This window comes from Chitinophaga sp. RAB17 (genome assembly GCF_052114225.1).
Classification (GTDB): domain Bacteria; phylum Bacteroidota; class Bacteroidia; order Chitinophagales; family Chitinophagaceae; genus Chitinophaga.
Map to the genome: position 1 here is coordinate 111,771 of NZ_JBFREI010000012.1, position 14,007 is coordinate 125,777.

Below are 14,007 nucleotides of genomic sequence, written 5' to 3' on the forward strand. Positions count from 1 at the left end.
TCCCGCCAAATCTTTTTAAAAGAAACACAAAAAGCCAACCATAAATGGTTGGCTTTCATATTGGAATGCTTGATACACTTTTAGAATGGAAGATCGTCAGCGGGCTGTTCCTGAACCGGTTCTGCATCAGGAACAGGGGTTTCTGTTAAGGTTGCCTGTCTTTTCTCCTCATCCCTACGGCTGAGCAACTGCAACGAAAAAACCCTCAATCTTAAAGCGCCAGACAATGCACCAGTGCTGTTGCTTACATAAGCCTCCACTTTTGGAGCCCCTTCTACGTAAACCATGGCACCCTGCGTTAAATAAGGAGCTACGTTCCCTTTGTCCCACAAGGAGCAATCTACCCAGGTGGTTCTTTCCTCCAGTATGCCCTGCGCATTTTTAAAACGCTCATTAACAGCTACCGGGAAATTAAAAACGGACGCCCCGTTGACTTCTTTTTTCACTACATCGCGGCCAAGATGCCCGATTAACTGAAGCTTGATCATCAGAAATAAAGATTTAAATGGTTAAAAATTTATAAAAGATGATTGAGAGAAGTATCCATGGAAATTACGCAAAAATCTTTCTCCCAAAAAATAATTTCTGATTTTTAATACATACAAGTATACCTTTGCAGTAACACAATACATGGGGTGCCTTACTTTCAGGCTGAGATCACACCCAATGAACCTGGACCAGGTAATGCTGGTTAGGAAATGAACAAACAGAAAACAGACATACTTACATGAAACAGCTAATGTTATTAGTGCTGCTATCTATAGCAGGCACTTTGCATGCACAATCCCTGGTTACCGGTACCGTTACCAATAAAACCAGTGGCCAACCACTGGAAGGTGTGACCATCGCTATCAACCAAACAGGCGCATTAACCGACAGTAAAGGTCATTACAGTATCCGCCTTCCTAAAAAAGGAAGCTATACTTTAACCGCCAGTTTCATTGGTTTCAAATCTTTCAGCACAACCGTTAATGCACATAATAATACCCAACAGGAAGATATTTCACTGGAAGTATCTCCCCTGTTTGTAAAACCGGTAGAGATCAGCAGTCTGCGTGCAGGAAAAAATTCACCCTTCGTCAATACCACTATATCGGCAGCTGATCTAAAGAAAGCAAACCTGGGCCACGACTTACCCATTTTACTCGATCAGCAACCAGGTGTGGTAACCAACTCAGACGCAGGTACCGGTATCGGCTACACCGGTATGCGTGTACGCGGCTCCGACATCACCCGCATCAATGTTACGGTAAACGGTATCCCCGTAAACGATGCAGAGTCACAGGGAACTTTCTTTGTAAACATGCCCGACTTTGCCTCCTCTGTGAGCAGCATTCAGCTGCAACGGGGTGTAGGCACTTCTACCAACGGCGCCAGCGCTTTCGGTGCTACCCTTAACCTCAGCACCAATGAATTCAACGAAAAAGCATACGGCGAAATCAGCAATAGCTATGGTTCTTTCAATAGCTGGAAACACACCGTGAAAGCAGGTTCCGGACTGATCAACGATCATTTCACCATCGATGCACGCCTGTCTAAAATTTCATCAGACGGGTATATAGACCGCGCAACCTCCGACCTGCGCTCCTTCTATACCTCTGCTGCCTATATTTCCAAAAAGACAGCCATACGGCTGAATGTTTTCTCCGGAAAAGAAAAAACATACCAGGCCTGGTATGGTGTACCACAGGCCCTCCTGAATACCGACCGGACGTTTAATCCCGCAGGTACCGATAAACCAGGCAGCCCTTACGATAACCAGACGGATAACTATCAGCAGGATCATTATCAGTTATTCCTCAACCAGGAAATCAATACTCACCTGAATTTCAACGTGGCTTTTCATCTGACCCGCGGGCGTGGTTACTACGAAAATTACAACGGTTTTCAACCACTCGCCAATTATGGTATTCCAGGCCAGATCATCAATGGTGTGAAAAGAGATACTGCAGATGTGATTAACCAGCTTTGGCTAGATAATTATTTCTATGGCAGCGTATTTTCTGTAAACCGCACAGGTGAAAAATTCAACTGGAGCCTCGGCGGCGGCTGGAACAGATATACCGGCGACCATTACGGAAAAGTAATATGGGCAGATACGCAGTTTGAAAAAGATCATGAATATTACCGCTACCCCGCAGCAAAAAATGATTTCAACGTCTACTGGAAAGGAGAATATAAAATCACTTCCGCACTGAGCATTTTTGCAGATATGCAATACCGTAACATCATGTACAACATGGATGGTTTTGAAGCGGCACCGGAATATATAGCACACGTAAACTATAATTTCTTCAATCCAAAAGCCGGTATCTCTTATAATATCAATGCCACCAACCGCATATTTGCGTCTGTAGCCATTGCACACAAAGAACCTAACCGAGGTGATTTTGAAAACAACTACGGCGTGGCTACACCTAAACCGGAAATACTGCGCGATGTGGAAGCCGGCTATTCATGGAATAACAACATTGCTGCCATACAAGCCAATGTATACTACATGAGCTACAAAAACCAACTCGTACAAACCGGGGAGCTTACCAATGTGGGCGCATATGTGCGTACCAATATTCCTAAGAGTTACCGCATGGGTATTGAAGTAAACGGTACCGTAAAACTGGGCAACATGGTGAACATAGCAGCCAACGCTGCCGTGAGTCAGAATAAAGTACTGGACTATCATGCAGTTACCTATGATTCTGCATATGCGCGGCACACACAGGTCTTCAACAAAACAGATATTTCCTTCTCTCCTACTTTCGTAGGTGGATTAACGTTATCTGCGAAGCCGGTGAAAAATCTGAACATCGATTTGCTCGGCAAATATGTAAGCCGCCAGTATATGGATAATACTTCCAACGAAGATGGTAGCCTGGATCCATACTTTGTGAGCAACCTCCGTATCAACTACGTAGTGCCACAAACGTTATTCCGTGAACTTGGATTACAGTTTATGCTCAATAATATATTTGATGCAAAATATGAGCCCAATGGCAGCACGTACTCCAGCTACGACCTGAAGAATAACCGCGTAGTTTATGATAATTATTATTACCCGATGGCAGGAATTAATTTCTTTGCAGGGGTTACGATTGGCTTTTAGCTTTTAGCTTTTAGCTTTTAGCCGTTAGCTTTTAGTAAATGCAGCGGAAATGAATATATGTTGGTCTCCGCTGCATTTACTAAAAGCTAAAAGCTAACGGCTAACAGGCACCAAACGGATACCGCGAAGATTCATCACCCCCAAACCTGGTTTGGCTAATGCTTTCACCAGCACAGTATTCACACCTTTTTTCGATAACGCCACTGTACCTAACTCCCAGTCTTTATAAGCGCCCCAGCTGTTATCCGTACCCTTTACCACTCCTGTCAATGTGGTATTTCCAGCGCTTACTGCAATCTTTGATCCGGCAGAAGCATCTGTACAGGCAGTACTCAAAATCATTTTGTATTTACCCGGTTGCTTCACATTAATATTCCAGGTAACGGTTCCCTCCAGCGACATCCAGTTATAAATAGTGGCCTGCTCCCCCACAGATAGCCCCACTCCATTCGCGAGAATAGCATCGCCGGCTACTAAATTATAGGTGCCATCCGTTTCCGGATATATGCCTTGCGCAATCAGCGAGGTACCCGTTACATCCAGTTCTATCACGGTAGCAGCACTGTTTTTAAATGCATTGTTGCTCACATCAATAAATAATCCGCGTTCATCAGTTTTTATTTTTAATGGTGTATGTGCAGCATCTGCCAGGAAGAAAGCCTGCGGCGTTATACCAGCATCCGGTGCCAGCGGCACATGCAGGCGATTATCTGCCGGCCAGTTGAAAATATGCAGGAAGAACTTGCCCGGCTTCGTAGTGATACGACCCCAGTTTACCTTACCGATAGTATTAGCCCTGGAGCCATAAATGGCTTCTCCGTTTAATCGCATCCAGTCGCCGATGCCATGCATCAGTTCTATGCTTTTGCCAGGAATAGTACCATCGCCCATAGGTCCTACATTCAACAGGTAGTTGCCTCCTTTGGAAACGATGTCTATCATGTTATGTACCAGGTCTTCCTCCGTATGCCATTTCTGGTTGTTCTTACTGTATCCCCAGGTTCCGTTCATGGTCATACAGGATTCCCAGTCCATACCTTTAAAACCGGTTTCGGGAATAAACTGTTCAGGTGTTACCAAATCACCATTCGCACGGGTATATTCGCTGTTATGTTCGAAGGCGTATAACCGGTTGTTCATGATAATGTTGGGATGATGCTTTTTCACCATCGCTACCAGCGCATTAGCGCCCCATTTTTCGCCCTGAATTTCCATGGAGCTGTAATCCCACCAAACCACATCAATAGGTCCGTAATTAGAAAATATTTCTTCTGCCTGTTGATGCATGTAAGCAACATACTTTGCATTATCGCGACCTTCATTTTTCACGCCACCAGGTGCCGGCATACCATGCTCTACATAAGCGTCCGGGTGATGCCAGTCTACCAATGAAAAATAAACCCCTACCCGTAATCCCTGTTCGTGCAGGGCGTTTACGATTTCGCGGAACAAGTCTCTCCCGGTAACATCCATTCCATCAAAGGTGGTGGTTTTACTATCGTGTAAAGCAAATCCTTCGTGATGCCTGCTGGTAAAGATCACATAGCGGCAACCAGCGTCCTTCGCTGTCCTGGCCCATTCCCGCGCAAAATCCTTCTTGGGTTTGAAGAGTGGTGTTAACTTCGCCGCATATTCCGCTGATGGCACATTCGCCATATTCTGTATCCATTCTACACAACCATCGTAATCTTTTCCGTTCCATTCTCCTGCCGCCACACTATACAGTCCCCAGTGTACAAACATACCAAAGTGTGCATCTCTGAACCAGCGCATACGGGCATCCCTGATGGCTTCTGGCTCTGTGGCATTGGCGGTCAACCCCGGATCCTGCTGTGCATAAGCGGCAGAGGTTGACAACAGGACGCCTGAAAGACATAATTGTAAAAATCTTTTTTTCATTTGTTCAAACTGTTTATGTTGATAAGGGTAGTAAACGAAAGTAGCAGGCGGTACACAATCTTTGCTCCTATAAGATAAAAAATATTTCAAAGCGCAAAGCTTTGCTGTGGCGGCATCGGGGAATTTGTCAATATTAATTCAGTAAGCGGGAAGATAATACCAATCGATCATGGCTGGAAAATAAAAGGAAAGAGCCGCTTGATAAATTCAAGCGGCTCTTTCCTTTTTATTATCTAAAATTATATTAGGCTGTTACTTATCACATCAGCTATTCAGCAATTGCTCCAATGCTTTATCCACTGATTCGAAAGGGAAACCCTTTATCACGGCATCCATCTGCGCAGCAATCTGTTCCGTACATAAATTACCGATACTACCTGCATGGGTATGCGCTACAGCCTTCTCCGGCGAGAATGTACCGTTCTCTATATCCATTCCTACTTTTTTATAGGCTTCACGGAAAGGTGTACCCTGCAACACCAGGTTATTCACTACTTCCACACTGAAGAGGTATTGATACTTGTTGTCATCCAGTATATTTTCCTTGATACGGATATTCTCCAGCATCAGGCGACTCATACGGATACAGTCTTTCAGTGTTTGAAAAGCAGGAAACAGGTTTTCTTTCAACAGCTGCAGATCACGGTGGTAGCCGGAGGGCAAGTTAGTGATCATCATAGCAATTTCGTTGGGCAATGCCTGCAATTTATTACCATGTGAGCGGATCAGCTCCCATACATCCGGGTTCTTTTTATGTGGCATGATGCTGGAACCGGTAGTGAGTTCGTCAGGGAAGCTGATGAAACCAAAATTCTGGTTCATAAATAAGCAGGCATCCATGGCCATTTTAGCGATGGTGGAGGCAATACCAGCCAACGCAAAGGATACTATCTTTTCTGTTTTACCACGGCCCATTTGCGCATACACCACGTTGTAGTTGAGCGTATCAAAACCCAGTAAGGCAGTGGTCAGCTCACGGTCAAGGGGGAACGAAGAACCGTAGCCGGCAGCAGAGCCGAGCGGGTTTTTATTCACCACTTTGTAAGCACCTTGTAACATGGTAAGATCGTCTACCAGGCTTTCCGCATAGGCACCAAACCATAATCCGAAAGACGATGGCATCGCTATTTGCAGGTGAGTGTAACCAGGGATCAGGTGTGCCTTATACTTTTCACTTTGTTGCTGTAACAGGTGAAACAGCGCCAGCACTTCTTCGACCATGGTTTGCAGCTCATGGCGCAGGTACAGTTTCAGGTCTACTAAAACCTGGTCGTTCCGGGAACGGCCACTGTGGATCTTCTTGCCTACCTCACCCAAACGGYGGGTCAGCAATAATTCTACCTGTGAGTGAATATCTTCTACCCCATCTTCCAGCTTAAAATCACCTGCCTGTATTTCCAGGTAGATCTTTTTCAGCTCCTGCTTTAATACGGTCAGTTCGGCCGCTTCCAGCAATCCAATACTTTGCAGCATGGTGATGTGCGCCATAGAACCCAGCACGTCAAACGGTGCCAGGAAGGCATCCATTTCACGGTCTTTTCCAACGGTAAACTGTTCCACCGCCGCTAAGGAAGCTTTATCTTTTTGCCACAATTTCATAATAATATAGTTTTCCCATGCTGCATGACAGCCTGAAATTAAAAATCATATTTACCAAAAATACGCTGCTTTATCTCCGGCCATTCTTCTTTAAGCATGCTGAAATAAACAGTGTTGCGCACTCTTCCGGCACTGGTGATCATATGACGGCGGAAAATACCTTCCTGCGTACAACCCAGGCTCAGGATAGCATTGCGCGACTGCGTATTCAGTTCATCTGTTTTAAACTCCACACGGTTCAGCTCCATCACTTCAAATGCATGTTGAAGCATAGCATGCTTCATGGCTTTGTTCAGCCCCGAACCATGCAGGGAAGGGCTTATCCAGGTAGACCCGATTTCCGTGCGTTTATGCTGCAGGGATAAACCCATATAACGGGTAGAACCCACAATGCGGTTTTCTTTTTTATCGATAATCACAAATGGGACTGCTTCCTGCGCCGCTCTTTCTTTTAATGCTTTCTGAATATATTTCTCCAGGTCCGCTTTACTTTCTACCTTATTTAACTGTACTGTCCACAGAGAAGCATCCGCCGCAATTGACCACAGGTCCTCCAGATGCCCTTCCTGTAAAGGTTGCAGCAAAACACGCTTATTCTCTAAAACAGGTTGAAAGTCCATATCACTGTATCATTTCAAGTAACTGAATATAACTGTTTATGCCGTCTTTAATTTCATGCAGGTGGATATATTCATCTGCGCTGTGAGAACGGGCTGAGTCGCCAGGACCCATTTTTACAGAGGTTGCAGGAATCAGCGCCTGATCTGAAGTGGTAGGTGATCCATAGCAGGTTTTACCTACACTTATACCAGCCAGTACAAACGGATGATCCATCGGAATGAAGGAAGGTCGCATACGCATAGACCTTGGTTTCACTTCACAGGATACATTTGCGCGGATGACCTCCAGTAGCTCTTCCAGCGTATATTGATCTGTAGCCCGTACATCTACCACAAAGGAGCAGTCTGCCGGTACTACATTATGTGCTTTATTGGAAGTATTGATCACGGTAACGCTCATTTTCACGGGGCCCAGTGTTTCAGATACTTTCGGGAAACGATAATCCTTAAACCAGTTCAGATCCGGCAATGCTTTATACAAGGCATTTTCACCTTCCTCTCTCGCCGCATGACCGGCTTTGCCCACACTGTTGCAATCCAGCACCATTAAGCCTTTTTCGGCGATAGCCAGTTGTGTTAAAGTGGGTTCCCCTACAATCGCAAATTCAATTGGGGGTAACTGTGATAAGATACTTTCTATACCATTGACACCGCTAATCTCTTCTTCTGCAGTAGCAGTGAGTATGATGTTATAGGTAAGATCACGCTGGTGATAAAAATGCAGGAACGTAGCGATCAGACTTACCAGGCAACCTCCGGCATCATTACTTCCGAGCCCGTACAATTTACCGTCTTCCACATCCGGACTGAATGGGTCGCGGGTATATTGCGGATTTGGTTTTACCGTATCATGATGGGAGTTCAGGAGTATATTACGTTTGGAGGGATCGTAATGTTTATTGCGTGCCCAGATATTATTGAGATGCCGCTCATGCGGAATATCCATGGCCGTCAGGAAATCACTGATCAGTTGCGCGGTGCCGTCTTCTTCGCGGCTTAACGATGGGGTGGCGATCATCTGCTTTAACAGCGCCACGGCCACATCATATAGTTTTTCGTTCCACATAGGTTAGCATATTAGAGTGCCTGCCACTTTTGCTGTTGTATTACTCAGAACATCGTCTGCATGTCCTATCAGCACTTCTTTTACACCATTATCAATTGCACCGAAAGCGTTTTGCAGTTTAGGCAATATGCCGTCTGTCAATATTTTTTCTGCCAGCAACTTCTGGTAAATGTCTTTGTTGATTAAATTAATCACAGCGTCATCATCTGCCGGATCACGTAATACCCCTTTCTTCTCAAAGCAATAAATGAGTCGCACACTGTAAAATGCAGACAATGCAATGGCAAGAGACGAGGCGATGGTATCCGCATTGGTATTCAGTATTTGTCCTTTACCATCATGTGTAAGCGGTGCAAACACCGGCGTGATGCCAGCTTCCAGCAGGGCCTTCAGCGGAGCAGTATGCAATATCTCCGTCCTGACATCTCCTACAAAACCGTAGTCAATGTCTTTCACCGGCCTCTTTATCGCAGGAATGATATTACCATCGGCACCTGTTAACCCCATAGCATTACAGCCATTCGCCTGCAGTTTCGCTACCAGCTGTTTGTTAACCAAACCACCATATACCATCGTTACCAGATCAATAGTTTCCACATCCGTAATCCGTCTGCCATCCACATACTTTGACTCGATACCTAGTTTATCACCGATACGGGTAGCAATTTTTCCACCACCATGTATCAGGATTTTTTTGCCAGGTACGGCTGCAAACTTTTCGAGAAAGGTTTGCAGCAATACCGGGTTATCTATAACGTTTCCGCCTACTTTAATGATAAATAAATCGATCATAATTATCCTTTCAGTATTTCACTCAAAACCGCCTGGGCAGCCCATACCCGGTTACCAGCTTCTTGTATTACGATAGATTGTGGTCCGTCCAGTACTTCATCCGCAATAACTACATTCCTTCTTACGGGCAGGCAATGCATTACTTTAGCGGAATTGGTGAGTTTGAGTTTTTCATTGGTGAACATCCAGCTGGAATCCGTACAGGTAACTTTCCCGTAATCCTTGTAGGAAGACCAGTTCTTTACATACACAAAATCTGCATCCTGTAAAGCTTTATCCTGATCGTATTCAATACGTGCATTACCAGAGAATTTCTCATCCAGTTCATACCCTTCCGGATGAGTGATCACAAAATCAGCTTCCCCCCAGGCATTCATCCACTGTGCAAAAGAGTTAGGAACAGCCTGTGGCAGCGCTTTTACGTGAGGCGCCCAGGTCATTACCACTTTAGGTTTACGGGATTGATTCCAGTTTTCCTTAATGGTGATCACATCTGTTAAACTCTGCAAAGGATGCAACGTAGCACTTTCCAGGCTAACCACCGGCACACCGGCATATTTAATGAACTGGTTGATGTACTTCTCTGTATAATCTTCTTCTTTATTTTTTAAACCCGGAAAAGTACGGATAGCGAGTATATCGAAATACTGTCCCATTACTCCTGCCGCTTCTTTTACGTGTTCAGTAGTGTTACCATTCATGATAACACCATCATTCATTTCCAGCGCCCATCCTTCCTTATCAATGTTAAATACGATAGGTTCCATACCCAGGTTCTTGGCAGCCACCTGTGTACTTAACCGTGTTCGCAAACTGGGGTTCAGGAATATCATTCCCACTGTTTTATTCTTCCCTAATTCCTGGTCCCTGAAAGGATCTTTCTTGTAGTTCAACGCAATGTCCACTAACCGCGGGACACTGGGAACATCTGCTGTAGAAATAAATTGTTTCATTTCGCTTATAGGCTTTAAACAGATAGTGGAAAGATATAAAGGCACACTATCTGCCATTCATGGTTGTTGATTTTTTATTTACTTAATTCTTTTCCAAAAGCTTCGAGGAACTGATCCGCATGCTCCTGTGTTAGTGCCAGTGATGGCAGCAACCGGATTACATTTGGTTTCGCTTCACCGGTAAAGATCTTGTGCGTATGCAACAGTTCTTTTCTTACATGTGCCAGTTCCGCAGGCAGTTCAATACCTATCATTAAACCACGGCCTCTTACTTCTATTACTTTGTCAAAAGTCCGCAGTTGTTCCATGAAATAGTTACCTATAGTAGCTGCGTTAGTGATCAGGTTTTCTGCCTGGATAGTTTCCAACACTGCCAGTGCTGCAGCGCAGGCCAGGTGGTTACCACCAAACGTAGTACCCAGCATACCATATACAGCATGGAATTTAGGCGCAATAATAATAGCTCCTATAGGGAAACCGTTCCCCATACCTTTTGCCATACTGTAGATATCTGCATTTACACCAGCAAAATCATGGGAGTAGAATTTACCGCTTCTGCCATAACCACATTGCACGGAATCTGCGATAAATACAGCATTATGCGTGTCGCATAATGTCCTGATCTTACGCAGGAAAGATTCGCTGGCTACATTGATACCACCAACACCCTGTATACCTTCAATAATAACAGAAGATACTTCGTGCTGCTGGAAAGCCTGTTCCAGCGCAGCTTCATCTTCCCATGGTAAAAATACCACGTTGTCTGTTTCGTTTACCGGCGCTACAATTTTAGGATTATCAGTCACCGCTACTGCCAGTGATGTTCTGCCATGGAATGCTTTTCTGAAAGCGATTACTTTCTTTTTACCATTATAAAAAGATGCCAGCTTCAGGGCATTTTCATTTGCCTCTGCGCCGGAGTTACATAAAAACAGCTGATAGTCTTCTTTACCGGAAACCTTGCCCAGTAAAGCGGCCAGCTCTTCCTGTAAAGGCATCTTTACCGAATTGGAGTAAAAGCCTACTTTATGCAACTGATCTGTCAGACGCTTTACATAATGTGGATGCGTATGACCAATAGAGATCACGGCATGTCCACCATACAGATCCAGGTATTGTGTACCCTTGTCGTCCCATACATGGGAGCCCAGGGCTTTTTCTATAATGATATCGTTAACGGGATATACGTCGAATAATTTCATGTCGGCAAATAAATTGAAAATGATAAAAACACTTAGAACACGATCGACTTTAATTTCAGCCCTGCCGTTTCATCCAGTCCACACATCAGGTTCATGTTCTGTACAGCCTGACCGGAAGCGCCTTTCAGCAGATTGTCTTCAATAGAATGGATCACCAGTTTATCACCGGTTTTTTCCAGTTGAATGAGACACTTGTTGGTGTTGACTACCTGCTTCAGATCGATCTGTTTGTCGCTTACATGCGTAAACGGATGACCGGCGTAAAAGTCTTTATACAGCTTCACAGCCTCTTCCAGCGACAGGTCGGTTTGCAGGTAGGATGTTACCCATATTCCTCTTGGGTAGTCACCGCGCACCGGCACAAAGTTTACCTCACCATTGAAGCCTGGCTGCAACAGCTGCAGGCTTCGTCGTATTTCTTTCAGGTGCTGATGATTCAGCACTTTATAAGTTGAAATATTATTTGCTCTCCAGGTAAAGTGGGAAGTAGACTGAAGGCTTTGTCCCGCACCGGTGGAACCAGTGATACCTGTAGTATGTACTTCTTTCAGCAAACCTGCTTTTGCCAGTGGCAACAGGCCTAATTGAATGGCGGTAGCAAAACAGCCTGGATTGGCAATGTTCTGTGCGGTCGTGATCAGGTCGCGCTGCATTTCCGGTAAACCGTATACAAAAGTGCGGTCTTTAACAGTTTCGCCTAAACGAAAATCCTGGCTCAGGTCAATCACTTTCACATGTGCCGCTACATCAGTTGCTTCCAGGAATTTTTTAGATTCTCCATGACCCAGACAAAGAAACATCACATCAATATCGTTGCTCAGTTCACCGGTAAACAGTTGTTCTGTTTCACCCAGCAGATCTGCGTGCACCGCGTATAGTGGATTACCCGCATTACTACGGCTATGTACAAACGAAATGGTAACATCCGGGTGATTCAACAAAAGCCGGATCATTTCACCGCCTGTATAACCTGCGCCACCGATTATGGCTGCTTTGATTCTTGATGCTTTCATTTATTTTTCAATTGTGCTGAAAAAGCCGAAGGCGTAAGGCATAAAGCAAAAAGCTATTGTAGCGATTTGTTATGTTATTATCCCCACTTTTTTAGCTCATGATATTCTTAATGTTTTGATAAAAGCTATAAACATCGCTTTTACTTCGTTTACCTTTTTGCTGAGATCAGCGTAGACCGGTTCCTTTAGAAATTTCAAGTCAAATGCCAGGAGTGCACAATACTCTATTTCATGTACAGAACCCAACGCATGATCAAGAAACCTTGCAAAATCCTTTTCCGTTGTTCTTCCACATCCCTCAACAATATTCAGTGGCACACTATACGCAGCTCTCTTCATTTGGCTTACTAAAGCGAACATTTCATCCTTTGGCAACTGAATGACCACCTCTTTATACACAAACGTTGTCAACATGTGCTCCTTCTTCCAGACCTCCAGTTTTTTATAATCTCTCATATAGTCCTTATTTTAAACATTATAAAATGCCTTAAATACAAAAACGGACCATACTAAAAATCAAAAAACACAACCTCCTCCACAATAGCTTTCAGCTTTATGCCTTCTGCTTTACGCTTTCTTTAACCTGATGCCAGATCATTGTCTGGTTACCAAAAATTTTGCTGAATCCTCTCACATCATCTCCACTCCAGCCGGTGTTCATTTCACCGTACTTGCCAAATTTGCTGCTCATCAGATCATAAGGAGAACTGATACCGGTTACCTGGAAACGGTAAGGCATGAGCGTTACAAATACTTCACCGGAAACATTCTCCTGGGTATTCTGCAGGAAGGCTTCGATATCGCGCATTACCGGGTCCATGATCTGACCTTCGTGCATATAGTTGCCGTAGAACTGTGCCAGTTGATCTTTCCAGCTCAACTGCCATTTTGTTAATACGTGTTTTTCCAGTGCATGGTGTGATTTGATGATCACCATGGGTGCTGCGGCTTCAAAACCAACGCGACCTTTAATACCGATGATGGTATCACCTACGTGGATATCACGACCAATCGCAAAAGGACCGGCAATGGTTTGCAGATATTGTATGGCTTCAGAAGGATGACCGAATTTTTTGTCATTCACACCTGTCAGCTCACCTTTTTCAAAAGTTAATTTCACCTGCTCTTCGCCCTGCTTTGTCAGCTGGGTAGGCCAGGCGGCTTCTGGCAACATGCCATTGGAAGTCAGTGTTTCTTTACCGCCAACGGAAGTTCCCCACATGCCCTTGTTGATAGAGTACATGGCTTTTTCAAAATTCACTTCCACACCTTTTGATTTCAGGTAGGAAATTTCTTCTTCACGGCTCAGTTTCAAATCACGTATAGGCGTAATAATTTCCACGCCAGGAATCATGATATGAAACACCATGTCAAAACGCACCTGGTCATTACCGGCACCAGTACTGCCATGGGCTACTGCGTCTGCGCCAACTTCCTTCACATATTCAGCGATGGCCAGTGCCTGGCTCATACGCTCTGCACTCACACTCAGCGGGTAGGTATTATTTTTCAGTACATTACCGAAGATGAGGTACTTAATAACGCCATCATAATAAGAACGTATCGCATTAACAGTTTTATGACTTTTAACGCCCAGGCTGTAAGCGCGCTTTTCAATTTCCTGCAGCTCTTCTTCAGAAAAACCACCAGTGTTTACAATCACTGAATGCACTTCATATCCTTTTTCTATCGTCAGATATTTAACGCAATAGGAAGTATCAAGTCCTCCGCTAAATCCCAGTACTACTTTTTTCATTATG

Annotated in this window: 12 protein-coding genes; 1 reads left to right on the plus strand and 11 read right to left on the minus strand. The window is 44.5% G+C overall.

From position 1 onward, the window contains the following. Positions 1 to 80 precede the first annotated feature (80 nt). Positions 81 to 488 carry a single-stranded DNA-binding protein gene (locus AB4Z08_RS29380; protein ID WP_441577360.1) on the minus strand — a complete coding sequence of 136 codons (408 nt, stop codon included), beginning with the start codon at positions 486 to 488 and terminating at the stop codon, positions 81 to 83. A gap of 239 nt (positions 489 to 727) precedes the next feature. Here AB4Z08_RS29380 and AB4Z08_RS29385 point away from each other — a divergent pair, with 239 nt between their 5' ends. Beyond that, a complete protein-coding gene (locus tag AB4Z08_RS29385) occupies positions 728 to 3,103 on the plus strand; it encodes a TonB-dependent receptor (RefSeq protein ID WP_441577361.1) in 2,376 nt (791 codons plus the stop codon). A 93-nt stretch (positions 3,104 to 3,196) separates the two neighbouring features. Here the strand turns inward: AB4Z08_RS29385 and AB4Z08_RS29390 are convergent, their stop codons facing one another. The 10 genes from AB4Z08_RS29390 to AB4Z08_RS29435 form a co-directional block, all read right to left on the minus strand. Then, a complete protein-coding gene (locus AB4Z08_RS29390; RefSeq protein WP_441577362.1) occupies positions 3,197 to 5,002 on the minus strand; it encodes an alpha-L-fucosidase in 1,806 nt (601 codons plus the stop codon). A 264-nt stretch (positions 5,003 to 5,266) separates the two neighbouring features. Next, positions 5,267 to 6,601 carry an argininosuccinate lyase gene (argH, locus tag AB4Z08_RS29395; RefSeq protein ID WP_441577363.1) on the minus strand — a complete coding sequence of 445 codons (1,335 nt, stop codon included), beginning with the start codon at positions 6,599 to 6,601 and terminating at the stop codon, positions 5,267 to 5,269. Between the two features lie 38 nt (positions 6,602 to 6,639). After that, complete coding sequence (locus AB4Z08_RS29400; protein ID WP_441577364.1) at positions 6,640 to 7,221, minus strand: GNAT family N-acetyltransferase; 582 nt, start codon at positions 7,219 to 7,221, stop codon at positions 6,640 to 6,642. Position 7,222: 1 nt separating this feature from the next. Beyond that, entirely contained in the window at positions 7,223 to 8,287 is a 1,065-nt protein-coding gene (locus AB4Z08_RS29405; RefSeq protein ID WP_441577365.1) for a M20 family metallo-hydrolase, read from the minus strand. A 3-nt stretch (positions 8,288 to 8,290) separates the two neighbouring features. Then, entirely contained in the window at positions 8,291 to 9,079 is a 789-nt protein-coding gene (gene argB, locus AB4Z08_RS29410; protein WP_441577366.1) for an acetylglutamate kinase, read from the minus strand. A gap of 2 nt (positions 9,080 to 9,081) precedes the next feature. Beyond that, a complete protein-coding gene (locus AB4Z08_RS29415) occupies positions 9,082 to 10,032 on the minus strand; it encodes an N-acetylornithine carbamoyltransferase (RefSeq protein WP_441577367.1) in 951 nt (316 codons plus the stop codon). A gap of 74 nt (positions 10,033 to 10,106) precedes the next feature. Beyond that, positions 10,107 to 11,234: an aspartate aminotransferase family protein gene (locus AB4Z08_RS29420; protein ID WP_441577368.1), complete on the minus strand. Its 1,128-nt coding sequence runs from the start codon at positions 11,232 to 11,234 to the stop codon at positions 10,107 to 10,109. A 32-nt stretch (positions 11,235 to 11,266) separates the two neighbouring features. Beyond that, complete coding sequence (argC, locus tag AB4Z08_RS29425; protein WP_441577369.1) at positions 11,267 to 12,247, minus strand: N-acetyl-gamma-glutamyl-phosphate reductase; 981 nt, start codon at positions 12,245 to 12,247, stop codon at positions 11,267 to 11,269. 96 nt (positions 12,248 to 12,343) lie between these two features. Beyond that, positions 12,344 to 12,703 (minus strand): four helix bundle protein, encoded by a 360-nt coding sequence (locus AB4Z08_RS29430; RefSeq protein ID WP_441577370.1) that lies wholly within the window; start codon positions 12,701 to 12,703, stop codon positions 12,344 to 12,346. A gap of 97 nt (positions 12,704 to 12,800) precedes the next feature. Continuing rightward, on the minus strand, positions 12,801 to 14,003 hold the full coding sequence (locus AB4Z08_RS29435) for an argininosuccinate synthase (RefSeq protein ID WP_441577371.1): 1,203 nt from the start codon (positions 14,001 to 14,003) through the stop codon (positions 12,801 to 12,803). Positions 14,004 to 14,007 lie beyond the last annotated feature (4 nt).